Source organism: Fontisphaera persica (assembly GCF_024832785.1).
Lineage (GTDB): Bacteria > Verrucomicrobiota > Verrucomicrobiia > Limisphaerales > Fontisphaeraceae > Fontisphaera > Fontisphaera persica.
Map to the genome: position 1 here is coordinate 4277799 of NZ_CP116615.1, position 26768 is coordinate 4304566.

Annotated in this window: 12 protein-coding genes; 10 read left to right on the forward strand and 2 right to left on the reverse strand. The window is 63.2% G+C overall.

Annotation, left to right across the window (positions count from 1 at the left end; translation table 11 throughout):
• Window positions 1–20: 20 nt before the first annotated feature.
• Window positions 21–1187, reverse strand: a complete 1167-nt coding sequence (locus NXS98_RS16015; RefSeq protein ID WP_283846052.1) for an Sb-PDE family phosphodiesterase — start codon at window positions 1185–1187, stop codon at window positions 21–23.
• Window positions 1188–1434: 247 nt separating this feature from the next.
• Between NXS98_RS16015 and NXS98_RS16020 the strand changes: the two genes are divergently transcribed.
• Window positions 1435–2427, forward strand: coding sequence for a malate dehydrogenase (locus tag NXS98_RS16020; protein WP_283846053.1), 993 nt, complete (start codon window positions 1435–1437; stop codon window positions 2425–2427).
• 1 nt (window position 2428) lies between these two features.
• Here NXS98_RS16020 and NXS98_RS16025 read toward each other — a convergent pair whose 3' ends face one another.
• Entirely contained in the window at window positions 2429–4738 is a 2310-nt protein-coding gene (locus NXS98_RS16025; protein WP_283846054.1) for an HzsA-related protein, read from the reverse strand.
• 135 nt (window positions 4739–4873) lie between these two features.
• On the opposite strand from NXS98_RS16025, the gene hisB reads away from it, so the two are divergent.
• The 9 genes from hisB (at window position 4874) to NXS98_RS16070 (ending at window position 26740) form a co-directional block, all read left to right on the forward strand.
• Complete coding sequence (hisB, locus tag NXS98_RS16030; RefSeq protein ID WP_283846055.1) at window positions 4874–5536, forward strand: imidazoleglycerol-phosphate dehydratase HisB; 663 nt, start codon at window positions 4874–4876, stop codon at window positions 5534–5536.
• Window positions 5537–5630: 94 nt separating this feature from the next.
• Window positions 5631–6233 carry an RNA polymerase sigma factor gene (locus NXS98_RS16035; RefSeq protein ID WP_283846056.1) on the forward strand — a complete coding sequence of 201 codons (603 nt, stop codon included), beginning with the start codon at window positions 5631–5633 and terminating at the stop codon, window positions 6231–6233.
• Window positions 6230–6769 carry an anti-sigma factor family protein gene (locus NXS98_RS16040; RefSeq protein WP_283846057.1) on the forward strand — a complete coding sequence of 180 codons (540 nt, stop codon included), beginning with the start codon at window positions 6230–6232 and terminating at the stop codon, window positions 6767–6769. The genes NXS98_RS16035 and NXS98_RS16040 overlap by 4 nt, the downstream gene beginning before the upstream one ends.
• Before the next feature lie 17 nt (window positions 6770–6786).
• Window positions 6787–7239, forward strand: a complete 453-nt coding sequence (locus NXS98_RS16045; protein WP_283846058.1) for a hypothetical protein — start codon at window positions 6787–6789, stop codon at window positions 7237–7239.
• A 295-nt stretch (window positions 7240–7534) separates the two neighbouring features.
• Window positions 7535–8671: a nucleoside hydrolase gene (locus NXS98_RS16050; protein ID WP_283846059.1), complete on the forward strand. Its 1137-nt coding sequence runs from the start codon at window positions 7535–7537 to the stop codon at window positions 8669–8671.
• A gap of 86 nt (window positions 8672–8757) precedes the next feature.
• On the forward strand, window positions 8758–9159 hold the full coding sequence (locus NXS98_RS16055; RefSeq protein ID WP_283846061.1) for a hypothetical protein: 402 nt from the start codon (window positions 8758–8760) through the stop codon (window positions 9157–9159).
• Window positions 9160–9252: 93 nt separating this feature from the next.
• Window positions 9253–11193 carry a hypothetical protein gene (locus tag NXS98_RS16060; RefSeq protein WP_283846062.1) on the forward strand — a complete coding sequence of 647 codons (1941 nt, stop codon included), beginning with the start codon at window positions 9253–9255 and terminating at the stop codon, window positions 11191–11193.
• A complete protein-coding gene (locus NXS98_RS16065; protein WP_283846064.1) occupies window positions 11190–11720 on the forward strand; it encodes a WbuC family cupin fold metalloprotein in 531 nt (176 codons plus the stop codon). The genes NXS98_RS16060 and NXS98_RS16065 overlap by 4 nt, the downstream gene beginning before the upstream one ends.
• Before the next feature lie 320 nt (window positions 11721–12040).
• Window positions 12041–26740 (forward strand): hypothetical protein, encoded by a 14700-nt coding sequence (locus NXS98_RS16070; RefSeq protein ID WP_425499960.1) that lies wholly within the window; start codon window positions 12041–12043, stop codon window positions 26738–26740.
• Window positions 26741–26768: the final 28 nt, after the last annotated feature.

Below are 26768 nucleotides of genomic sequence, written 5' to 3' on the forward strand. Positions count from 1 at the left end.
CAAAAAATCAGCCGGCGCTATTATTTGCCCTTGGTGGCGGCGGGGGTGTATTTAATCTCCACCGTGAGTGCCTCCTGCAAGGGTTGGGCGGGGCCAACCAGCACATTGCTGACCTGGTAGGGCAGCTTGAGGCGGTGGGTGCCCTTGACGACGTTGGTGGAGGCGCGCATTTCCAGCAACACCGTTTTCAGGGCGGGCAACACCAGTTTCTGGGGCAGCACCAGCTCGGGGATTTCGCCGGTGCGCTCCAGGACGTACGTCACCGAGCTGTCATTGGCAATCTGGGCCAGCGCGCGGCCGCGTCCGCGGATTTCATATTGCGGCTTGTTGAAGCGCAGCGAGCGCTCGAAGAGCGGGCGCACAAACTTTTCCTCGCCGATGAGCCGGTCCATGGCATACACGGCGGTCTGGCGGGCGAAGAGCGCCTTTTTAATGGCGGCAGGCGTGCGCTCGGTGGCGAAGACCAGGGTGACGGGGCGCAAGTCGCCGTCATGGACATGGTAATCCATGTTTAGGGGCGCGTGGATGTCGGAATTGCTAATCATGGTGAGTTTCTTTTCCACGGCCCACCGATGGGCTTCGGGATAGTAAGACCGGCCGTTGACCACCTCGATGCCGTGCAACATGCCGCGCTCCAGAAGCTGGGTGTGTTCGGGGTACCAGAGCACGAGGCCGTTGGTGATTTGGGCTTCCCAGCCGGGGTGATTCCAGAAGATGAAGGCGCCCTGGGCATGGGCGGCGGCCACGGCGTCGAGCCAGTTGCTCGTGGCCAGCGGGGTGGAGTTGGTGAGGAAAATGGCGTTCAAATGCCCGGGCGGCATCCGGCGGGTAATCTCCGAGCCGCGGATGACCATCAGCTCCAGGGCCTCCCCGGCGGGTTTGGCAAGGTCATAAGCGCGATTGTGATTGGTGCTCACGTCCGCTTTGTGCGGCTGGTATTCAATGTGGTCGGTGATGGCAATGGCATCCAGACCCTCCCGCCAGGCTTCCTCCGACCGCACGGTGGGCCAGACCAGGCCGTCTGAGAAGACGGTGTGAATGTGAAAATCGCATTTCAGCGTGAGCAAACCCGGCAGGTCGGGCAGGCGAATTTCCGTGCGGGCGCGCGTAACCGGCTCATGGGCATAACCCTGCCCGACGGCGCTTAACAGGGCCATCCCCAGCATAACTACCAGTGAGGATTTCATAGGTGCCGAAAAGATACATGGCAGGGTGGGATGTGCCAACTGGATTTGGCGAGACCAGGCTCGGGGCTTTGCGCCATGAGGGGCGTAACCGTTGTTTTGGTCAATCGTTCTCATGGCAACGAGGCCTTTTGGGCCTGCCATGCGGCGGGCATTCTACCTGTCCCTTGCCGGCCTCCTCTGGGAAATGTTGCCTTTTCAACTTGAGCCGGTCAGTTCGCCCGCCTACCTTGGGGGCAGATTATTGCTTATGAATAAACAACCTATTCGCGTGGCTGTGACCGGCGCCGCCGGCCAGATTGGCTATTCTCTGGTTTTCCGCATTGCTTCGGGGGCTTTGTTTGGGCCGGAGCAGCCGGTAATTCTGCATTTAATTGAAATTGAACCGGCGTTGCCCGCCCTCAATGGCGTGGTGATGGAGCTGGAAGACTGCGCCTTTCCGTTGCTGAAGGGCGTGGTGCCCACGGCCAGCCTGGAGGAGGGCTTCAAGGGCGTGAACTGGGCCTTGCTGGTGGGCAGTGTGCCGCGCAAGGCCGGCATGGAGCGCAAGGATTTGCTGGGCATCAACGGCAAAATTTTTGTGGGCCAGGGCCAGGCCTTGCAAAAGCACGCGGCCAGCGATGTGCGCATCCTGGTGGTGGGCAATCCCTGCAACACCAACTGCCTCATTGCCATGAACAATGCCCCGGAAATTCCCGCCGACCGCTGGTTTGCCATGACCAAGCTCGATGAAAACCGGGCCAAGGCCCAACTGGCGAAAAAGGCCAGCGTGGACGTGACGCAGGTGAGCCACATGGCCATTTGGGGTAATCACTCGTCCACGATGTACCCGGATTATTTCAATGCGCGCATCAGCGGGCGGCCGGTGCCGGAAGTGATTACGCACGTGGCGTGGTTCACGGAGACCTTCATTCCCACCGTGCAACAGCGGGGCGCGGCCATCATCAAGGCGCGCGGCCTCTCCAGCGCCGCCAGCGCCGCCAACGCGGCCATTGATACCGTGCGTTGTCTCACCACTCCCACGCCGGCGGGCGACTGTTTCAGCGTGGCGGTGTGTTCGGATGGGAGTTATGGCATGGAGAAAGGTTTGATTTTCTCCTATCCGATTCGCAGCAACGGGCAGCGCTGGGAAATCATTCAAGGCCTGCCGCTCAATGAGTTTTCCCGCCAGAAAATTGCGGCCACCGAGCAGGAATTGAAGGAAGAGCGCGCCATGGTGGCGGAGCTGCTGCCCAAGGGCTGATTTATTGATGGGGCGTCAGCGTGATGAGAGCGCCGTTGCGCTGAGCGGCTTGCTCGGCGTGGTCATAAGTCCCATAGAACGGCACGTTGGCATCCATCCATAAATAAAGCGCCCGCCGGTCGGCCTCACTGAGGCCGATGTCCCGGTGGTTCTTGTCATCCAAAATGCGGGTCAGTGGGCTGGCGTCGGCGCCAGCCTGGCCGGGGACGGAGGCAATTTGGGAGATGCTGGCTCCGCCCCATTCATACCAGCGCAGGTATTTTTTCAAGTTCTGGTACGAGCGGGTGAACGGTCCCTCCGGTTGGTCGGTGAGCGCCAGGGGGCTCTTGCCGGGGCCGGACGAGCCATCATGGCAGCGCACGCAATTGCGCTCCAGCACGGGCTGCACCAGGCGCGGATAACTAAAAGGCAGGGTGCCCTCCGGCCCGGGTTCCAGCCGGCTGGCGGGACGCCGCGCGGCCAGCAGGGGGCGCACGGGCGCCGCCGCGCCGCTGGGTTCATGGCAGCCCACACAGGCGCGGCGTTCACCCGGTTGCACATAGGCCGCGCTGCGCATGGTTTGCACGGCGCGGCCGGACTCGTCCACGGCCTGAAAATAGAGGGGTTTGCGGGCGGGCACGCGGAAATAGGCCGAGCCGTCGGGTTCCACCGGCACCGTGCCCAGCAGGGCGCGGGCATTTTCCGCGTTGGCATGGCCAATGCGTGGGTCATTCGCCGTGTGCGAGCCGAATTTGGGCAGCAGTTGAAATACCCTTAGGGCCACCACGCGGCGGCCTTCAGGGAAGGGCATCAGGCTTTGGCGCACATCGGAGAGGAGAAACTCCCCTTCGTTACCCAGGGCCGGGTCGAGGTTGGAGGCGAGGTGTGGGCGTGCGGGGGGCGGCGTGAGCAGGTGGGGATACATGCTGGAAATGGCGGGGTCATAATACAACAGCTCCAGCGTGCCGTTGCGGTCAAAGTAGTACAGGCCGGTGCGTGTATCGCGGCCTTCGCCGGAGCTCATGCCGGGCAGGGGGTCAAAGCTGAAAGAGACCAGCATCGAGTGTTCATTCAGGGGATGGGGGCTGTGAAAATAACTTTTGGGCCAGCCGTCCGCCTCCGCATAGCACAGTTCGGGGGTCAGATTTTGCACGCTCTCGAAACGGTCCTCCCCCGTCCGGGCATCGAGCCGGGCGCGGGCCGGGTCAAAAAGTACCAGGGCGCCCCCCACGTCAGCATGATGGGCGCCCGCGATGAACACCAACTTCTCAGAGCCGGGGATGGCCTTGGGCTGGTAGCAGGCGTTGATGCGCATGGTGTAATTGCCGAAGAGCGCTGTCACGCCGCTGCCGTCGGGCTGGCACGCCCACAAGCCGTGGAAATTGGCGGCGGAGCGGTCCACGTAGTCCCAGCGGATATAGACGATGCGCCCATCGTTCAGCACCGAGGGATGCCACTCGGCGGTTTCATGACAGGACAGCAGGCGGATGTTTTTGCCATCCGCATCCATGCGGTGGAGCGTGTACGAGGCGGTGGGTTCCCACCGGTTGTTGCAGCGGGCGAAACCGCCGCGGCGGGTGGACATGAAGGCCAGGCCGCCATCGGGCAGGGGGCAGGGGTCAAAGTCATCTTCGCTGCCGTGGGTGAGGCGAACCAGCTCCCCCCCGGCGAGGTCCAGCGCATAAAGATTAAATCCCCGCCGCTCCGGCCCGTGAAACGGAGTGCGCCCGGGGGCGCGCTCGGCGAAGGCGAAATAGGCGCGCTGGGCATCCAGACTGAGGGCCAGGGTGGTGTAATTGCCGGCGGGCAGGCGTCCCTGAATTAAATCCCGTATGGCAAAGGAACGACCGGGATGCTCCAAGACATAAACCCCGCCCCCGGGAGGCACGTTGCCATAATCATAAAAGTACGCCATATACTCATGCAGCATCTGGCAGATGAACCGGTTGCGTTTCATGAACAGCACCGGTTTTCCGCGGAGCGCCGGCTGCTCAAAAATCGCGTCGCGGGTGGCCCAGCGGATTTGGTGATACAAGGCCAGCCGCTGGCCTTCCGGGAGGGTTGGCGCGCGCTGGACTTCCTGAACCCAGGCCTCCACGCGGGCCGCCGGCAGATAATGCGCCGCGCGGGCCAGCGCAGCCTGCAGCGCGGCGGGGTCCTCCGGGCGGCGGTTCAAGCGTTTCTCCTGGCGCGCCCAATCGGTTTCAATGGCCTGCCGGTAGGCCAAATCTAGAGGAGCCTCAGCGGCATAAAGAGAACCGAGACCTGCTCCTCCCGTCCCCAAACACCCCAGCAGGAGCAAAACCAGACCGCGCCAAGGGGGCTTTTGCATGGGTTCCATGCTAGAAAACCAGGCGGTGTCCGCAAGTCAAAAGGGGCGGGAAAAAGGGACAGCGAGCCATCCCGGCGTGGCAAGGTCCAGCGAAACTATTTGGTTTTTCGGGGTTAACAGTATAAATAACTGGCGATGAGCTTACGGCAGGCCCACATCAAACGGGTTACCCAGGAGACGCGCATCGAGGCGCGCTTGCAGGTGGATGGCACAGGCCGGGCGGATATCCGCACGGGCATCCCTTTCTTTGACCACATGCTGACCCTCTTTGCCCGGCACGCGGTGGTGGATTTGAAACTGCGCTGCCGGGGCGATTTGGAGGTGGATGCCCACCACACGGTGGAAGATTGCGGCTTGGTTCTGGGCCAGGCCTTTTTGCAGGCGCTGGGCGACAAGAAGGGCATTCGCCGGTACGGCACGGGCTTTGACCCCCGCAATCCGCTGTGGGGGGAGGCTTACGTGCCCATGGACGAGTGTCTGGCGCGGTGTGTCATTGATTTCAGCGGGCGGCCCTACCTGGTTTTCCGTGGGGTCAAGGATTTGGATTACAAGAAAGTGACCCGTCCGGAACGGGAACAGGACATGGCCTGCGCCTTCCGGTTTGGATTGGCGCGGGAGTTTTTTCAGGCCTTTGCCAACGAGGGCCGGTGCAATCTGCATCTGGAGCTGCTGTACGGGCAGGAGCCGCACCACGTGGTGGAGGCCCTGTTCAAGGCGTTTGCCCGCGCCGTGGACGCTGCCTGCCAGCGGGACCCGCGGATTGCGGGGCAAATCCCCTCCACCAAGGGCCAATTATGAGGGAACCTGCGGCGTGGCAACGGGTTGCCGCAAAAAATCCTTGCAAACTCAGGCAGGGCGGCTGAATAGAGGGACCACGCTAAACGTCTAACTCATGGCACAGCGCACGGACTATAAGTCGCTCGACGACAACGCCTTGGTCAAACGCGCCAAGAAGGGCGACCGCGAGGCGTTTGAGGAGCTGGTGGTCCGGCACGGGGAAAAAGTTTATGCCCGGGCTTATAGCATGATGCGCAATGAAGACGAAGCGCTGGATCTTTCTCAGGAAGCCTGGGTGCGGGGCTGGCAGCGGCTGGGGCAATTCCAGGGGGAATCCAGTTTTGCCACCTGGATTACGCGGATTGTCATCAACCAATGCCTGGACCATCTGCGAAAACAAAAACGCCATCGCACCGAAAGCCTTGAAACATTGGATGAAGAAATCGGCGGCGCGGAGCGTCAAATGCCAATAGTGACGCCAAATCCGACGGAAGGGTTGGAGCGGGCGGAACTGCGGGCCAAGATTGACCGGGCATTGGACCAGCTTTCCCCCGCCCACCGGGCAGTGTTGGTTTTGCATGAGTTTGAAGAGCTGGAATATAAAGAAATTGCCAAGCGGGTCGGGTGCTCGATTGGCACGGTAATGTCCCGCCTGTTCTATGCCCGCCGCAAGCTGGCGGCGCTGTTGGCGGGGCAAAAACTGGATGAGTTGCGATGAAAGACTATCAGGCCCAATTAAAGGTGCAGGCCTACCTGGACGGCGAGCTTCCGGACACGGAAGCCCGCCAGGTGGAAGCCTGGCTGGCCCAGGATGCCGAGCTGCGCGGCCTGCTCAGCGAGCTGCGCGCCACGCGGGACGCCCTGCGGGACAACGAGCCGGAGGTCAAGTTGCCGGTGCCTCATGCCCTCTATTGGAGCGGCATTGAGCGCGCCATCGCCCAGGCCGAGGCCGCCCGGCCGCAACCGCAGCCCACCGCCGCCCAACGCTGGCTGGCCTGGTTGCAGCGCTATCTGGCGCCGGCCGCCGCCGTCGCCGCGGTGGCCCTGCTGGCCATTGGCGTGGGCCGGTTTCTGGCCGACAACCCGGCGCGACATTATGTCGAAATCATCAACTACTCAACCGACGTCCATGTGTCTTCTTTTCGCGTGCCTTCCGAAAAGATGTTTGTGGTGTGGTTGAGCCCGAATGACTCTCCGGCCTCGGCCCCGGCCCCGGCCGCCGAGGAAATGGATTGGGAGGAATTTTACCAATGAACGCGGCGCGGCAGGTTTTGGTACGGCGCGCATGGCGCCGTTGGTGCGTGGTTTTCATGTTGGTGGGCAGCCTCCTGGCCGTGCAGGCGGCCGAGTTGAAGCTGGAGATTGTGCTCATCTGGGGGGCCAACGAGGAAAAATCCCCCGACCCCAAGCACAAACCGCTGACGGGGGAGATGGCCAAGCGGCTGGCCAAGGTGTTCAAGTGGAAGCATTATTTCGAGGTCAGCAAAATCAACGAGACCATCCCCAACCGCGGCACGAAAAAAATCCGGGTCAGCCCCAAGTGCGACATCGAAATCACCGAGCTGGAGGGGTCTTCAGTCGAGGTCAAGCTTTACGGCGAGGGCAAGCTCATCAACAAATCCGTCAAACAGCTTGCCAAGGGCGAGTATTTTGTGCTGGCCGGCGAAGACAAGAACGAGACGGCGTGGTTCATCATGATTACGCTGCTCGACGAAAAACGCTGACGCGGGAAAGCCGGAGGTGGCGCGGGAGCCGGCCACGCCAGCGGGGGGGCGGTGGTTTGCCGCAAGTGCGCCGAGGGAAAAGGACGTCCTCATGGTGGGGGAGGGGGAAACTGCAAAAAACCGGACACCTGCCACACGTTCTTCGTGGCCGCCGTTATCATTTCACCTAACGTCTGGCGCCTGGGCTGCTTTGCGGTGACTTGATTTTGCCCGCCGGGCGGCGAGGGCAGGGGAAATGATTTGTTGCCCGCGCGAAATGGGCGCTTATGCTATGCTCGCCCCTGGAAAACACAGCATGAAAACCCTTCCTCTTGTCGTTGCCTTGGTGATAGGCGCAAGTGCCTTCTGCGCCGAGGCTGCTCCGGCCCCGGCTGCCCGGGTGGCTTTGATTGATGTGACGGACCTTTATCATCCGCCGCAGGATGCCGGGGATAACTTCGATTTGATTGCGGCGTACGCCCTGCCGGAGCTGGATTTGCGGGCGGTGATTCTCGACATCACGGCGGGCTTCCGCAAACCCGTGGCCGATGTGCCCGGCATGCACCCCGACCCTGATGGACCGCGCGACCCGGGTTTCATCCCGGTGACGCAGCTCAACTTCATCTTCAATCGCGCCGTGCCGTGTGCCGTGGGCCCATTCAGCCGCATGAAATCGCCGGAGGACAAAATGCTGGACGCCCCGGCGTTTCAGCAGCAGGGGGTGGAGTTAATCCTGCGCACGTTGCGGGAAAGCGTTGAACCGGTCGAGATTGTGTCTTTTGGTTCCGCCCGTCCGGTGGCGGTGGCCTACAATCGCGAGCCGGAGTTGATGCTCAAGAAGCTGCGCCGCTTGCACCTGTCCGCCGGCGCTTCCGAACCGGAGTTGACGGAATGGAATGTGCAATTGGACCCGCAGGCCATGGTGTGCCTGCTGCGTTCGCGGCTGCCCATTGCCCTGTACCCATGTTCCGGGGGAGCCGCGGGTTACTCCCCACACAATACCTACTGGAAGCTTCCGGATTTGCGGTTTGTGGAGCAAATGCATCCGGCGCTGCGGGCTTACCTGGCTTTTGCGTTTGGGCGCTCCCACCGGGCGGACTTTTTGCGTGCGGTCGAGACCGAGGCCCCGGCCACCTGGAAACCCGAGCAACTCAACCGGCCGCACCACGTATGGGAGACCGCCGTGTGGCTGAATGTTGCCCGGCGCAAGCTGGTCCGCCGGGCGGACGGCTCGCACCGGATGGTGCCGGCCGCCGAAGTGCGGCCCGACGACACCGTGCTGCCGAACGAACTGCGCCCCTGCCGCGTGGAGGTGAAAGAAAACGGTCACTACCGCTTCATGCCCACCACCGAACCGACCAACTTCCTCATCTACGATCGCGGCGACCCGCAGCGAAATGAAGCGGCCCTGCGCGAGGCGCTGCCGGCATGGTACTTGTCCATCAAACCCTGAATCACACGCCATCGGCGCCCCTAAGCGCCGGACTCAAAGCAATAACCGTGTACAAAATCGTCGTTTCCCTCGCCGTGCTAAGTGGAATGCTTGGCGCGCAGCTGCTGGCTCAACCGGCGGTGCGGCCCGTGTTGCGGCCAGCCTCCTCGCAGCCGCAAGCGCGGGGCGGCGTGGTCTGGCGCATTCCCGGCCTGGACCGGCCGTTTCTGCGCTACTCGGCCAGCCAATCCCGTGTGGCCAACTGCATCGGCCTGATGAAAGGGGATGGCTGGGAGGGGCTGGCCGATTTGCAGAAGAGCCTGGCGATGCTGCGCGTCAACGGCCGCAGTCAGTACCGCCTTTATCCGCGCGAATATTTTGAAGTGCTGGACCGCCTGCGCCGCCTCTGGGAGGAGCACGGCCACGCGCCGGACTTTTTTGAAAAGCATTACCAGCCCATGGCCCGCGAGGGGACCGCGCCCTTGCTGAAGTCGGGGGGGGGCGAATAATGGACGCAGCCTGCCCGCCACCTTCCGTCATTTACCGGAGCAGCCTGGCATTTTTGTTTTGTCACCCAGCGGGCGTTGGCGCATAAATGGAGTGTGCCTGGACCCGCCACGACCTTTAGCAACGTGGGCGTAACGACCCGCCTGCCATCGGGTTACCGCGCGGTGCCGGTGGACCAGGGCGGGGAGCAGGCCGTGGTGCGGTTGTGCGTGCTGGCGCTCCACCCGCCGCAACCGGGACAGGAGCCCTTCATCCTGCTGCGCTCCACGTTGGAAGCCTTTTATTATCTGGGTTGCCTGGTGGACCGGGCTGGCCGCTGGCTGGAGTGGGTGGAAATCGGCGTGCAACACCATGACGGCCTCCAAAACACCCCCACGGCCTTCCGGGAAATGCTCACCAATCGCATTTTGGACTCGCGCTGGACGCAACGCTGTAATTTGCTGCGGGAGCTGCAGCCGGATGAAGTGGTGGTGTGCGGCCATGAATTTGAACCGCCCCCGGCCCTGTTTTATGACGCCGTCAAGGGCTGTCTGGCGCCCTTGCAGGACAACAGCGGCCTTTGGCAGCTTTGCCGGGACGACCAGCTTTTGCTGCAAGCCGGGCTGCCGGCCTACAGCAGCTCGCTGGCGCGTTATCTCATGGCTCCCGGGGAGGCGGCTGCCGGCGGTTTTCTGCCCGCCACCAAGAGTTCGATTATTAATGAAAACACGGTCGAGCTGGCCTCCGCTTTTCCGCAGATGGCCGGCTTGACGCCGTTCAACCCCGCCTGCGGCTTGATGGAGGTGCGGCGGTTTCACCCCCTTGGATATGAGGACTACGTGGATGTGCTCTCCGGGCATCCCTGGCGTGGTCTGCGGCGGCAGGGCCAGTTGATTGAATTGAATGAATCGTGGCCGGCTGTGGGGGAGCTGGCCGGGGCGCAGCCGTCCTTGTTTCTCGCTGCCAACTCCTGGGAGAGCCGGCTGGCCGAGGTCTTTTACCTGAAACTGCACCTGTTTTCCCAGGTGCTGCGCTGGGTGCGCCAAATCACCCGGCGCACGCAGTTGCCGTTTCTCAATTTAAGCGGGGAAAGTTTCCGGGTGCGTTTCGAGTCGCCGCACGGGGCGCTGCCGCTGGGGTGGTGTGCGCGGTGCAACCTGCTGTTGCCGGGCCAGTCCATGGCCTTGCGGGCGCGCGATGCCGGCCAGCGTTTCTTCCTGCGTCTGGGCGGCGCGGCCCAAAGCATTTATCTCCCTGCCAAAGTCAGCCAGCACGTGTCCGGCCTGGGCGAAGTGCGCCTGCGCGGGGTGAGTGTCGAAAACGACAAAACCCTGGTGCGCGGCACGCTTGTGTTGCGGCAGCCGGTCAATGTGTCGGCCTCGGACATCCTCTGGCTGCGGCTGACGGTGGGGGGCGAGTCTCTGGACCTCTTTGGGCACGTGTTTCCGGAGGAGGCCTTGAGCCGGCTGGATTTGCCCTTCCGCTCCTGGCCACTGGCGCTGGAGGAGGAAAGCGAGGCGGCCCTGCAAACGGCCGCAGGCCAGTTCACGCTGCCGCCGGTGCCGTTTGAGATTATTCCCATGCTCAGCGCGCCCGTGGACCTGTACGCCCTGGCGGTGCTGGCCGTGCGCACCTTTTTGACGCCCCGCGAAGTCAATTTCCAGGACGCCGTGGACGATGTGCTCAGCCTGGCCCGGGCGCTGGCGGCTCAACATCAGGCCGGGCTGTCCTTGTCCGCCCGGGTGCAACAACTGGTGGCCGAAGGCGGACACTGGCTCAAGACCTTCGGCCCGCACAATCTGGTGGCGGATGGCTTGTCGCCGGAGCAGGCCCTGACCGCGGTGCCCCCCGCTTTGTGGTGGGAATTGCTGGCGCTCATCGTGGAAATGTTTCCGGCCATGGGGCCGGACAGTCTCTGCCAGGATTACGGTTACATGCCGCCCGAAGGTTTGGAAACTGTCTATGACGCGCCCCTGCGCCGCCTGGAACCGTTGCTGCTGGCGGCCCGCGCCCGGGTCCTTCCCCTGGCTTCTCCCGTTGCGCCCGAATCCGTATGAGTGTTTCACCCGCCCCTCGTTTTCCCGTGGCCCTGCCCCCGCCGGCGGGGCCGGTGACGGTTTTGAATCGTTCATTGCTGGCGGAGGCCATTCAGGCCTCGCGGCAGAGTCCGCGCCGGCGCATCATCCTGCCCTTGCACAAAGAAAACAGCGCCGCCCTGCAGCGCATGTTCAACGTGGTGCAGCCGCACAGTTATTTGCGGCCGCATCGCCATGCCACGCCCCCCAAGGCTGAAAATCTCCTGCTCTGGCAGGGGGCCATGGCGTTCTTTGAATTCAGCGAGCAGGGCGAGGTGCGCCGCTGGTGGGTCTTGCGTGCCGGCGGGCCGGATTTTGGCGTGGATATCGAGCCGGGCGTGTTTCACACCTTTGTCGCGCTGGAGCCGGACACCATTGTCTTTGAAACCAAATCCGGCCCCTACGAGCCAATCCAAGACAAGGATTTTGCAAGTTGGGCGCCGGCGGAGGGCACGCCGGAGGCGGCTGTTTATTTGGATTACCTTTACCGGCTGGCCGGTGCTTTTTGAAAACCGGGCCCCAGGTCGGCCGTTTCAAGTTTGCTGGCGGGGAGGAGGCGACTTAAGCAGGCAGCGAAGCGCCGCGGCGCGTGGTGATGGATGCTTATTCTTGTTCGAGAGGGACGAAAATGGCGGGCTTGGAAGGGGGTGAAATAACTAAAAATACATATTGAAAAATAAAAAATATAAGTAATCTTAATTCTTGGCCAATTCACAATCACCTTAACCCAATGCACCGCTGCCTCGAGTGCCCGCCCGATGCCGGCGGGCGGAGTCCTGCCGACTCCAGAGGGATAACGGCATTATTGCTTTTAGCGCTGTTGATGGGAGTGGCAGCCCCGCCGGGACGCCACAACGGGCCGTTGGATAGCGATGGGGATGGTTTGCCTGACGCCGATGAAATCAATCTTTATGGCACCAATCCTTATCTGGCCGACACGGATGGGGATGGCGCAAAGGACGGCGATGAGGTAAAGGCATCCACCAATCCCCTGGATTCGCGCAGCGTCTTCAAACTGGTGGCGCCGCCGCAACGCACGCCCGAGGGGCATTGGCGGCTGACGTGGAACACGGTCAGCAATCAGATTTACCATTTGCAACGGGCCTGGGATGACAACCCGGCGGCGACCAATTGGCTGACCATTGCTTCTTTGACGAGCACAGGGGCCACGGCCAGCTATGTAGATACCATCAATCTGCCGCGCCGCTTTTACCGGGTCATGCTCAACCCGGTGGCGCAGACCAATTTGATTGGCGCTGGTTCCTACCAATTTCTGCCGCTGGATGCCAACCAGCAACCGCTGGAAGGCAGCCAGATTATCATTCAGCCTGACGGCACGATCCCGCCGTTTGAGCTGCGCCTTTTGGGGCTGGTTTCAGGCGGCGCCAATCACAGTTTTTACCTCCGCTTTCCCCAGGGCGCGCGGCTGGTCAGCGGGTTAACCCAAACCCTGCAATTCAACACGGTGGTGGCCGCTTTTGGACCGGATTCGGCTTTCCGTTTGGCGTACCCCCTGGGCGTCACCAATGGGCCGCTGCGCAGCCTGCCCATCGGCGAAGTGGACGTTTCGTTTTTGGTGACGCTGTTTGGCCTGCCGGAGACCAACGGGCTGGAGGTGGTGTTGTTTGATCGCTTTCCGCTGAGGATTTTGCGCGGTGTGTTTCGGGATGACGGCCTGCACAATGCGGTGGTGGCGCTGGAGGGATTGCATTTGCCGTTGCCGGGGCTGAGCCTGGCGTATCCGGGATTCAAGTTGGACATGTCGCCCAAGACTGGTTTGCGCCTGGCCGTCGCCGGCAACTTCAAAGTGCCGGTCAATTCAGGGTACGTGCCGCAGGTGACAGTGCCCGCCAGCCGCCCGCTGTGGCTGCATTTCAAACCGGACGGCAACCTGAAGCTGGGAGGGCGCGGCGAGGTGGAATTTCCGCAAGGCCCGAAATTCATGGTGGATTTCACGCTGGATGACCCGCATTACCACCTGGCCATGAGCGCGGGCAATTTGCACGCCGGGCTGTTGGGTTCGCTGGCCGACGTGCTGCCCGCTGCGCCCGTGGGGCCAGCCACCACGGATGCGGCCACGCTCAATGACGCCCGCCGGCGGCTGGGATGTTTTCAACAGGCCATTGGCCAGTTCAGCGCAGCGACGGTGGGCGTGGCGCCGCCGGGGGTGGATACGCGGCCGGATGCGCCCGATGAAGCCTTTGCCACCGGCAGCAGTGTGTTGCGGGCCTGGGGCTTTATGGGCGGATGCGCCCAGAACCTGCCAGCCGCCGGCCTGGCTTCGGCGCTCACGCACGCGGCTCAACAAGCGGCGGCCCAGCGGGATTTGCGCAGTGTGGTGGAGCAGCATTGCGCGTTGATGCGCCTCAAGGCCGCCCAAATCATGGGGGGGTTGCAACTGGGGGTGTCGCAGCAACAGGAACTGGACGCGGCCTTGGCGCAGGCGGCGGCCGCGGTGGCGGCGCGGGCGCGCTCCGCGGAGGCGGTGGCGTCCCTGGATAACCTGCAGGCGGTCATGCAATGCCTGGTGGAACTGGAGCAGTCCCGCCAGACCGCCGGTTTGCCGGCGGACGTGCAATTGCAGGGGGCCATGCAGGAGTTGCTGCAGCGGTTTGCCCTGTTTCACACGGCGCGCCTGGGCGTTTCCAATGGCGTTTTTTCGCCGGTATCCGGGCCCATTCAGGCGCTGAATCGTTTTGCCGCGATGGAGGAGCTGCGCCTGTGGGTGAACACCCTGGCACTGGCGCAATCCTTGGGACTGGACGCGCAGCTCACCGCGCCGGTCAATGAGGCGATGGGCCAGTTGGGCCTCCGCGCTTGGGCGATTCTGGATGCCGCGCTGGCACAAGCGGAGGCGCGCGGAGATTATGCCGCATTCACCGATGCCCTGGAGGACGCGCTGGAATTTATTGCGCTCCACCAGATGGGCATTTTCCCGGACCACCCCGCGCTGGCGGGTCTGCCCACGGCCAACACGCTCAACAGTTTTCCGGCGCGCCTGGAAACCGTCTTCATCGCTGACTTGAGCCGCCCGCCATTGGAGCGGAGCCTGGCGAATTTGAAACGCGACATGGTGCGGTTGACCGGGATTTTGCGGCAATTGCCCCCCGGCTTTAATTATTCGCCGGCGCCCGTGCAACGGGCGCACGAGCGTTTGGAGGCAAAAATTACCCAGAGCTTTAATGTCCTGAGCTTGTTGTCGCTGGAAGATTTGCAGGTGCTGCTGGAAGCGGGCATCGCGCTGGAAGAATACCGCACACGGTTCAACCTGGCGGCCGCGACGCCATGGGAGAGTGTACGCCTGCCGGAATTGGTGACGCGCCTGGCCACCAAAGCCACCCAAAGCAATGCATGGCATGCCCTGGACAAGGCCATGGCCACCCTGCTGGCGGAGTCGGACCGTCTGGCTGCCGTCAGCCAGCCCATCAGCCGCCGGGTCTATTTGCAGCAGGCGGCGGCCGTGGCTGCCGCGGCGCGGACGGTGGCGGTGACCTTGTGGCAGCAGGAGAAAACGCGGCGGCAAACCAATCCGCTGATGTATGTGGCGGACTTGTTGCTGCCGGGAGATATTTATGTGGACCGCGTGGCCGGCTCGGTCCGCTACCACCGGCACGAGAAATATCTGGAGGGCGCGTTCAGTGGGCAGTTGCGCCTGCCCAAATACGATTTGTCACTGACAGTGCAGAACGCTTCCATTAACACCAGCGGCGCGTTTGATTTGAACCTGTATGGACAGGTGGGCATTGGCGTGGGCGCCAACGCTCTCGGCACGCTCTCCATTCTGCCGCGCCGCCCGCTGCGCCTGGCGCTGACGGAAGACCGGCACTTGACCCTGGCCGGCAGCGGGCGGGTGGCCCTCCGCAACGGCATGGCGTTTGAGGCGTTTCTGACGCTGGATGATCCCACTTATGAGTTTGGCTTTAGCGCCAGCGGCCTGCGGTTTGACCTGGCCACCAATGTCATGGGGTACATCCCCGTGATAGACCGGCCCCGGCTGGCACAACTGGGGCCCGATGTGCGGCTGGCGCTCAACCGTTTCCAGGCCAGCTTCAGCGCCACCGCCGAGGGGCTTTCCAGCCTCACCGACCCGCCGGAGTTTGCGCCCTTGGGCGAGCCGCCGGATTTCAGCGAAAGCGTGTTCACCGTGTCCACTGACCCATTGAATGCGGCGGCCAGCGGCGTATTGCTCGTGCTGGTGGCGCCCGCGGCGCTGGGTTACGTGGCGGCGGACGCCACGGCCGCGCAAATCCGCGACGCCACCACGCCGGTGGTGCAGGCGCTGGTGCGCGATTTGCAGAAGGCCCTGCGCAAAACTGCGCAGGACTGCGAGCAGGCCCGGGCCGAGCTGGCCACCGCCGCGGCCGGTCAGCGCGCCGAGGCCCGCCGCACCCTCATTCGCAAGGCCCGTGAAGCCGGGGAGACCCTGGTAAAGGTGGCCGAAGCCGGCCAGAAAGCGACCCAGAAACAACAGGCCGGCGCGCTGGGCACGGAAGGGACCAATCCCGCGCAAACGCCGGAGGCCCAGGCGGCGCGCACGGCGCAACGGCAGGCCATGGAGGCGGCCGCCGCGGAGCCGGTGACCACCGTGGACCCGGACACGGAAATCGCGCTGCTTTCCAGCATGGTGGACTACCTGGCCACCGAGCAGGCGGTGGGAGGCGATCCAGGGCAGGTGGATGCGGCCATTCGGAATTACATCGGCAACGTGCGGGCAAAAATGCTCGCCGAGCATGGCATGAATGAGCAGGGGGCGGTGACCAATGCCGCAGTGTTTCATCAGCTCACCGACGAACAACTCGAAAAACTGCTCGTGGGCACCGCCAAGTTTACGGAAGTTGGGTTAAGTGCCAATGACCCCGTGGCGGTGGAGGTGGTGCAGCAGGTGGCGCGTTCGGTTTTGGTGCGGCGCATCATGCTCAACAGTGACGCGCTGAAAAAGGCCCGGCAGGCCCGTTACACCACCCCGTTTTCGGGCGGGCAGGATGTGGACGGCCTGCGCCAGGAGGCCGAGTGGCCCATCCTGACCAAGACCGCCCAATTGTTCATGGATATGCAAAGGTTTGGCGTGGACAATGCCGCCATGCCGGCGGGCTATGACGGCGCCCCGGGCGCCACCACGGCCGCCGACGAGTTCCCCCGCCTGTTGCAGGGCTTGTCGGACAATTTGGGCAAACGCGCCACCTACCTGACCCCCGAGTCGCCGCAGGCCGACCGTCATTACCTGCTGGCCGTGCGCCAGCGCGATTTGCAGGAGCGCTTGCGCCAGTTGCGCGCCGCCGAGCAGGCCGCCCTGCTCAAGCGGGTCAAAACCAATGCCAGCGTGCCACCCGGTGTTTTGGCGGCCTGGCAAAACCATTTGAATACCACCGCGAATCGCATGTTTGACGAGGTGCGCGCCTGGGCCAATGCCTCGCCGGTGCTGCAATTTCCCTTGAAATCCGCCCTGCGCCTGGGCCGCGAGCTGGCCGGGCTGGGCCGGCTGTTGGAGGAGACCGGGCAACCCGCCGGACCGGGTTTGCGCGGACTGGCCCGACAGCAGCAGGGCGGGGCGCCGCCGCAGCTCAATGCCAATCAGGCCCAGTTGGAGGCGTTTCGCCTGGAAATATTCCCCAAGTACACCGCGCGCGTCACCGCGCTGGCCGACGCCCAAAAGGCCTGGTGGATTTTGATGCGGGTGAACGAGGTGCTGCTCGACGGCGTGGCGGGCAAGGCCGTGAACGACTTGAGCCTGCTGGAGCAGGCGGGATTTGCCGCCTCCGAGAGCACGCTGGCGCTGGGGGGCGAAGTGCTGGCGGCTTTGCGACAGAATGTGCGCCTGGTCAACCGGCCCGTGGATTTGTCCCTGCCCGGTGATGTGGTGGTGGAGCGAGTGTCCGGCTCGGTGTATTACCGGCGCGACACCGGCTACTTGCGCGGGACGTTTGGCGGGCGGCTGGAGTTTCCGGATTTGCAGAATGCGTTTTTCGACATCAGCCATGCGACGCTGGACAACCAGTTGAACTTTGCCATTACCGCCGCCACCGCGGGGCCGCTGCCGTTGGCGGGGGCGCGCGTGCGGGCCACGGTGCAGGCCAGCGGCGCGGTGGGACGCGCCTTGTCGTTCACGGGCACCGGCACCCTCACCCTGACGAATGGCCCGGATTTCAATGTCACGGTGGGCTTCGACACCACCACGCGCACCCTGTCCTTTGACACGCTGGCCACGGAGCTGCAGTGGTGGCGGCTCACTGACAAAGTGGTTTTGTTCGATGCTGGTTTTGGCTTCACCCTCCGGCCCAGCGCCCAGTATGGCCAGTTGCGGGTCATAGGTTCAGCGGGCTTCTTTGCCCGGACCGCGCTGGCCACCCACAAGCCGCCGCATCAGACGAATTTTTATCTGTTTGCGGACCACGTCACCGCCAGCGCCACGTTCCAGCCGGGCCAAATCGAGCTGACCTTCAGCAATGGCACCCTGCATTTACCAGAGTTTTTCAGCGCCGGTTTGTGTCCCAATGTGCCCGCCCACGCCGGGCCGTCGGTGGCGTTGAATCCGCAAAACCCCATCCGCGTCACCATCCTGCCCGCAGGGGCGGGCGACGAGCCGGAGCTGCGCTTCACCGGCGAGCTGGACTTTTACAACCTGGGCGTGCGCGTGCCGGAAATGCCCGGCCTGGCGGCGGAGTTGTGCAGCGCGCGGATGCTCTTCAGCAGCAGCGAGCTCCCCTGGTTCACCAATCTCAACGGCACGGTGCACATCCCGCTGCCAAGAGGACAGACCTCCCGGGTGGACATCCTCAACGGCGCGTGGCGCGTGGATGGTTTCCCCAGCGGCAAAATCCGGCTGGCCAATGATGTGACGCTGCTCAACCTGGGCGGCACCGTCGTCAAACTGCTGGGCGCGGGCAGCAACCTCTGTCCGGACGGCAATGCCTTCACAGTTTTCCCTGCCGCGCCGGGGACGCTGCCGCGCATCCGTCTGGACGGCGCGGTGGAGGTCACCCTGCCGGCCAATCTCCTGACCAGCACCACCGGGGATGTGGCGCGCGCCACCGCCTGCGGGGCGTTGGATTGGGACTTGCGGGAGCTGCCGCAGTTGACGCTCGAAACGGTGGCCTTTGCGGGCACCTTTCATTTGGGCGGCGCCGGCGGATTGGTGTTGACCAATGGCAGCCTGACCCTGCGCAACCTGCATCATTTGTTTGATGACCGCCCCAACGGGCCTGACCCCTTCTCCATCGAAGTGGGCGGCACGCTCCTGGTGCCCAACGGCCCGGGCTTCGGTTTGCGCGACACCAAGTTTGTTTTCAACCATGCCCATCCCCAATTCCCCGGCCTGCCGCAATTCATTCCCGGCACCCTGATTTACGACCAGCACCAGTGGGAGCTGGCCAATCTGATTCCGTTTCAAGTGCGCCATGCGGAGCTGACCTTCCGCCAGGGCGACCTGCCCCTCGACAGGCTGCTGCGTCCCACCAACCTTATTGTGACCATCAGCGCGCGCCTGGCCATCCCGCCGGAGGAGCCGGTCTTCAAGGGCGAGGTCAATGATCTCAAGGTGACGTTTGAGGAGGATGGCACCCCCGTCTTTGGCCTGCAATCGGTTTACCTTTCGCTTGACCCCGGTCTGGTACTTACCCCCATTTCTGATGTGAAAGGGGATATTTTCATCGGCGGGCTGGACCAAAATCCGCCCAATCCGTTTTTTGCCGGCCGGGTGGGGGGCACCTATCAGACGTACCAGTTGACCATGTTGCTGGCCTTCACCCTCACGGGGCCGGTGGGCTTTTGTATTGACGTCAACTTTGGGGCGACAGGCGTCCCGCTGGGGCAAACGGGGTTCCTATGGACCGGCGCCAATGGCGGCTATCATTTCCTCAACGAGTTTGGGGACCCCTGCGAGTTCACCGCCTACATCAACCCGGAGACCGGCCGGCCCAAATCCGCTCCCGCGCCCCATCTGCCGCCCGTGCCCGCCCCCAAGATGAACTGGTCAGCGTTTCGCAGTTTCCTGGAGCGCGCGCGGCAGCAGGCGGAAATGTTTGCGCAGAGCGTGCCGGGCGGGCGCAACCTTGCCCGCAACGCTTTGCCGCCCGCTGACTCCCCCCCGGCCGTGATTGGGCCGGTCAATGAGTTTAACATCCCTTGTCCCGATGATTGCCCTCCGCCCACCGTGAACATTCTCTGCATGCCGCATCCGAATCAGGAGAAATTCCCCGGCAAAGTTGTCCTCAAGTTCAGCAGCATTGATGAGCCGACACTGAACCACGTGTTTGGCATCACCCAGCAGCGCATTCAGGACCTCAAAAACCAAGGCGTGAACCTGAGCTCCAATCTGGCCAACGCCATCCGCGTCAAGGTGGCGGAGACATTGCCCAGTGCCAATCCTGCCATTGTGGGCGCGGAAGCCGCCCAGCGGCTCAACCAGTTCCGGGAGGAATCGCTGACTGTGCTGGAACAGAGCTTCCGCGAGGTGCTTGCCGCCGCCATCAATGAACAGCAGGGCGCGGAGCTGATTTACACCGTCATCCGCGACGTTGCGGAGGCCGGCCTGCCTTGCCCGGACGTTACCTTCAAAGTCGGCGGCACCTTCAGTTACACCGGCGTTTCCGCCTTCGCCAATGTCACCGGCGAGGGCATTCTTGGCACCACCGGCTCCGGCGGCGTGGGCGGCAAGCTCAATGTGCTGGGCGTGCCCATGGCGCGCGCCAAGCTGTTTGTCTCCGCCACCGACGCGCAGGGCCTGCCCAATCCCTCGGTGTGCGGCGACGTCAACGTGTCCCTTGGCCCGCTGGAGCTGGGCACGTTGCGCGCACAGTTGCGGTGTGACGGCTGCGTTTCGGAAATGCTGGCCGCCTTTGGCCGTTTTGTGCTCGGCCTCAGCCGCACGACGCTGGACCATCTCCTCAACAAGGTGGCTCCCCAATATGTGGGCTACGCCGCCTCGGCCCTGCCGGCCCTCTTAAATGACCAGCAAAAAATCGCGCTGCTCGGGGAAATGATTCAGTTGCCGCCCGACCTCGCCCCGCCCGGCCTCAAGCAGATGTTCATCAACGCCTTGGGGGAGGGCCTGGACCGCCTCAACCCCGAGCTGCGCCTGTGTGGTGAGGCGAAACCCAAAATCTTCGGCATCCCGCTCGGTTACAACCTGGGCGGGGTGGCGGCGTATGCCAACAAAACCAACATCATCGCCGTGGGCAGCGGCTCGCCGGCAGCCATGATGGCCGAGGTGTTGGGGCGTACCGTGGTGGGCTATTTCGCGGCTTACGCGCTGGCGTTTTTCTCCATGTTTTCCAACGAAGAGATGATGTTTGCCTACAGCGTGAGCTGGCCCAACGCGGGCGACATGCTGCTGGCGGGGCTGGAGGGACGATTCCGCAGCCCCGAGGCGCTGGCGGCCTATCTGGACGAAACCTTTGATTACGTCACGGAAAACGCAATCTATTCCTTCAGCTACACCCTCAGCCCCATGGGGCTGAAGTCTTTTGACGCTCAGGCTCGCGTGGTCATGCCCAACTTCACCGCGCATCCGGCCTATACCGGCACGTGGGTGCGTCCGGAAGACCGCCAGCCGCCGCTGCCCTCACGCCTGGAGCTGCTGCTCTCCGCCTTGACCAATCACCTGCCGGGCACGTCCTCGGGCTTGATTGCTGACCCGAACTGGAAAGGACGCGCCGAAGACCTCTTTTTGGCGTTTCCGGAAGGCTCGCCCCAGCGCGCCCAGGTCGCCGGGCGCAGTTTTGCGGAGGATTACTTCCCGCACGGCGGCCTTCTGGGCGGCGCCTACTTGGGGGTGCCGCGTGCGCTTTATGACGCGCCGCCGGAGGAACTGCGCACCGCATTGAACCCCAACGCCCCGCCGCTGGAACGCCTGCTCTCCGCCATTACCTATGTGCAGGAATATATCCTGACCATGCAGACGGCGGGCGCCCTGGGCTTTTATCTTCCCGCGCCCAATCCGCCCAGCCTGACCGATACCAACGGCCGGCCGCTCTCCAAACGCGCCCTGCTTGAATCCATCAACCGATTTGATTTTCGCGGCATCAACCCGGGGCCGCCGTATGCCGTGGAGCAAGCCTTTGTGACCGGTTATTTGGAGGGCAAACTGCTCGGCGTGCCGATTGGCCGCGCGCGCCTGGACATCATGCCGCCCGACTTCGACCAGGGACGTCCCGCCTATTTCCGCGCCCTGGCGCAATTGCCGCCCAATCAATGGCTGAGCGACTTCACCGACGGCGCCATTCTGGAGTTCCAGATGACTCAATGTCCCACCATCAACATCGAACGCAATTTTACGTTGTATTTGGAACGATTACAGCGGCAGCTTTCCGAAGCTTCAAGCGAGGCCCAAATGAATGCTGCCGCCCAGCAGTTTCTGGAGGAAATCGCCGCCAACCTGCCCAAGATTAAATTGGAGGCCACGCTGACCAACTTCCATTTCCCGGCGGCCTGGTCCGCGCTGGTAGAGGCCGACGGCGCTTTCTCCCTGGGCGCGTACTCGCCGCGCTATGAGCCCAACTACCAGCCGGACAACCACTCGCCGGTGGCCCGGGCGCGGCGCGAGGGCGGCCTGGCGTTTCAAGGCCGGGCGCGCTTTAAGGCCGGGCCGGTCACGCTGCTGGACATTGCCAATGCCGAGTTTTCCGTGCTGCCCAAGGCCAGCGGCCTGCCGGCGGTGAGCGCGCAATTGAACGCGCCGGTGATGCCCTACGAGCTGCTGACCTTCCGCAACGTGCAGATTGACTTTGCCACGGACCCGTCGCCACGGTTCAGCGCCGCGGGAGAATTGGAAATCTTCAACCTCGGCAGCTTCCGCCTGCTGCCCACCAGCGGCCCGCTGCTGGGCGGGCGGATGTCGGTTGCCTTGGCCAACGGCCAGCCCGCGATGAGTGTGTATATCAATCCTGCCCGGTTGGCGCTGCCCTCGCTGACCGGCGACACGCTGCTGTTGCATGGCGAAACCCGCAACGAACCCTTCACCTTCAGCACCACCGGCCCGTGGAATGCCACAGTCGAGCTGACCAATGATTTGAACTTGTTGAACATCGTGCGCCTGGGCGCGGGCGGCTTGTTTAGTCCCATGACGCTGTCCGGCCAGGGAGTATCCAGCGCCTCCTTCTCCGTTTCCTTCGGCCCTTCGGCCTCCGTCACTTTGTTCCCGGGGCGGGGCGGCCTGGAGCGGCAGGTCGTCCTGCAGCCCGGCGTCACTGGCTCGTTGCAGGTCCGGAGCGACGGCACTTTCCTGTTGACGGCTACGCTGGGCGGGAGCGGCCTGAGTTTCAGCGGGATTTCCGTGCCCGCCGGCGCCTCCTTGCAAGCCAGCCAAAGCGGGGTGCTGTTCACGTGGAGCGCGGGCGGCGTCAATGGCTCGCTCGGGTTGTCGGCCGATGGCACGCCCACTTTCAACGGCGAGGCGGAGCTGCCGCCGTTGAATCTGGGCATCTTCCGCCTGACCGGCGCGGACGGCGGCAACTTGCGGGGCGCATTCAATGAGAACGGTTTTGCCGTCAACTCGGGCGCCAAACTCACCCTGCTGGCGGACTGGCTGCAAAACCAGTCGCTGACCCTGCAAAGTTTCACCGCCAGCAACAATGGCGCGCTGGACATTCACATCACCTCTCCGGGACAGTTGTTGCTGTTATCGGACTATCCCTTTGAACTGACCAAGTTCCACTTCCACCGCAACCCCACCAATGGCGGCGACGGTGTGGCCACGCTGGCTCTGGAGGGCATCCTGCGCGCGGGAGTCACATTTCCCGGATTGCCCACACTGAATTTCACCGGCACCGTCTCCAGCGCCGGCGAGGTCCACATGGGCACCTGGGCGCCCTCGGCCCTCTGGTTTAACTTTCCCACCCGCAATTTCAGCAGCTCACTCGACATTTCCGCCGCCCAGCGCCTCGGACGCCTCCGCGCCTCCTTCAGCCTGGGCGATGGCGCGGGCTTATGGGCCTTGCTGTCCACCAACTGGTTCACCGGCGAATTAAATGCGGACGGGAGCTTTGCCTTTGTGGCGACGGACGCGGAGGTGAGTCTGAAAGGCTTTGGATTCAAAAACATTCAGTTTCGTTTTACGCGGCAAGGGCCACGGCACGCTCCTCAGGTGCATTTGGAGGGCGACGTGACTTTGCCGGGATTCGATGGTTTCCGACTGGGGGGCGATTTCCGGAGTGACGGCGGGTGGATGCTTGTATTTTATCCCCCTCCTTTTCCCATGCAGCTCATCCCTTATCCTGCTTTCAGGGGTGGTGTTTCGCTGGTCTTCAATCAGAATGGCATGTTTGCCGACGGCATCCTGGAAGTGCCGCCGCTGCCTCCCGTCAATGTTACCGGCAATATCACCAACAATGGCGGTTTCCGCCTGACCGGCTCCTTGGGCAGTTACTCGCTGCTGGGCTTCACCATGAACGGCGGCACGATCGAGCTGGACCGCCCTGCGGGGGGCCAGCCCACCCTGACGCTCAACGGCGGCCAGTTGACGGTGCCAAACCTTGCAGGGACCCATACCGTCAATGGCGGCTTCACCAATAACGGTACCTTCCGCCTGACCGGCACGGTCAATAGTCCCAGCTTCAACGGCTTGCCCGTGCCGGGTTTGAGTGGCGCAGCAACTCTGGAGTTCACTCACGAACATTTGTCGCTCACCGGTAATCTGCGGACAGACTCCGGCGTGCTCGCCACCGTGCTGCCGCAAGGCGCCGCGGCGGGGAGCATCCGCGTGACGCGGGACGGCGCCTTGCAACTCTCGGCCAACCTTGCCATTCAGCCATTCACCAATAACAATTTCCAAATTATTCCTTATGTCGGGCCGGTGTTTGATGCGGTGCTCGACAATACCGGCTTGCGACTGGCCGGGGGCGCGCAATTCAAGTTCGGCGACAACTTCGCCACGCCGCTGCCGCTGCCCGCCATCACGCTGGATGCCAATGGCAACTTCTCGGTCAGCGTGGGCGCCGCGCCGCCGCTCAACTTCACCTGGCGCGGTTTTGGCATTTCCGATGCCCGCTTCACCCTGGAACGCGTGGGCCAAACCTTGCGGGTGCCCACTTTCAGCGGCATGATTCAGGTGCCTCACCTCGGCCGGCTGGCCCAGGTCAGCGGCAGTCTCAATAATGATGGGACGTTTTTGCTATCCGGAAGTTTCGGGGGCAGTGTGAGTCTGTCGGGGGTCTCGCCGCCGCTGCCCGTTTCGGCGCTCGCCAATGGCTCGCTGAGTTTCAGCCACAACGGGTTGGTGGTGTCCGGCAACTTGAGCGGCGGCGTGCTGGACCGCTTCCCGCTCAGCGGCTCCGCCAGCGGGACCCTGACCATCACCCCGGGCAGCGTGACCTTGGGCGGCTCGGTTACCCTGCAGCCGATACAAATCGGCGCCTTCCGCATCGAAAGCGGAGCGGGCGGCGGGCTGATTACCGCCTCCTGGAGCGCGAATGAACTGCGCTGCCCGTCCAACCTGCGGCTGTTGTTCGACGGGACCACGTTGTTTAACGGGAATCTAGACGGCTTCACGCTGCAGCCCAATGGCACATTCAACATCAGCGGCGCCTTGCCCACGACGAGTTTGAAGGGCTTCAACCTCAGCGGCGGCACTTATCAGGTGCAGCGCACCGCCACCACCCTGCGCCTGCTGCTGGACAAGGCCACCCTGAGCATTCCGGGCTTCACCACCGCCTTCAATGTGACCATGGACGGCGCTCTAGAGAGCACCGGCGCCTTCAGCCTGGTCAATTCCAGTTCCCTCAGCGGCTCCTTCACCCCCGCCAGCACGCTGCCCATCAATTTCAGCGGCGCCAGCGCCGTGCAGTTCGACCAACACTCCTTGCGCGTGACCGGCACCTTCAGCGGCGGCGCGCTGGGCACCATCAACTCCGGCATCAGCATTACCGGCGAGCTTTGGGTGCAGAACAACGGCGTCATCATCCCCTCCGCCACCTTCACCCTGCCTGAACTGATGCTCCCCGACAAAACCAGCGGTTTCCACCTGGCGCCTCCGGACGGCGGCAATTTTCAACTGGTGGTGGATGCCACCGGCGTGCGCTGGCCGGCCGGGGCGCGGTTGTACTATCGCAATACCCTTCTGGGCCAGTTTGCCTTGCCGGAATTCACCTTGCCACGCAGCGGCAATTTCTCCATCACCACTCCTGCGGTGGAGGTATCCCTGGATTCCTTTACGCTGACCGGCTCGATAACCCTTGTCCGTACCAACGGCGTAACCACCCTCTCCATCAATAACGATTCTTTGCTGCGGCTGCCTGGATTGGGAACTTCGGTCAATGTTTTCGGCACGGTGACCAATAACGGCACCTATCGCATTACTTCCTTGAAAACCGGCTCGCTGTCGCTGCCGGCGTCGTTTCCTGTGGCACAGTTCAACATCGGCTCCGCAGTCACCCTGCAACGCACCGGCGGAGTGACTCGTTTGTGGGTGGAGGGCGATGTCTCCGGCGGTTGCCTGGGCGGCTCCGGCAACGACGACCTGCGCCCCGTCAACGCCACGGCCACGCTGGATATATCCTCCAGCGGAACGCTAACCCTCAGCGGCGCGTTAACCATCCAGCCCGTGAGCGTGGGGGTCTTTCAAATCGAAGGCGCCTCGGCGGGCGCCAACGTTGCCCTGCTGTTCACCAACAACACCTTGCGTGCCACCGGCGCCCGCCTGCGCATGACCGCCGCCAATATCCTGGACCGCACGCTCAACCTGCCGGACTTTACCATTCCGGCAGATGGGCAATTCGCCATCCCCCTGTCGCCCGGCAATCTGGGCGTGCGCAACTTCCCCTTCACCAACGTCACCTGCCAGTTGGTGCGGCATGCGCCGGATGGAACCGGGCTGAACGATTTGAGCCTGGGCAACTTTTCCGGCCATCTCGGCCTGGTCAACTTCGGCCAGCGCTTCACCGGCGGCACGCTCTTCTCCTCCGGCGCGCCAGCCTTTGACTGGGAAGGCAGCCTGACGCTGGCCGGCTTCAACGCGGCGCGTGGCTACCTGCGCCTGCGCAGCTCTGGCTTGAGCGCAGGCGGCGCGTTCAATCTCACGGCGGCCGGGCGCACCTTCCACGCCGGCCTGTCTTTTGGCGGCAACATATTCACGGACGGGACTTTCAGTCTGACGGGGCGGGGCGTACTGTCCATCAACAATCTCGAGGTGCTGGAGGCCGATTACACGCTGAACAACAAGGGCATCAGCGGAACGCCGACCCTGCGGTTTGGCGACGCGAATAAATTAAGCTGGACCCCGCCCAACTTCACCTTGATTTCTTCCTCCGGCGTGGCTTTTTCCCACAGCCTGAACTGGAGCGAAAACCTGAGCATCCTTGGCAACGCGAATATAGCCAGTTTAAGCATTTCGGCCTCGCTGTATAACACCAGCGGCAGCGGTGACTTTGAAGTGCGGCTGACGGGCAACATTACTGTGGCGGGCAATCAGGAGAGTTTTAATCAAATCCTGAATCCCACCCTGGAATTTCGCCGTAATTTTCCGCCGCCTCTCGGCCCTTGCGTGGACTTTGACCTGGCGCCGCTGCGCGCCAAGGACTGCAACTTGAGTTGGCCGTAATTTGTCAGCCAAACTGCGCAACCCAAAC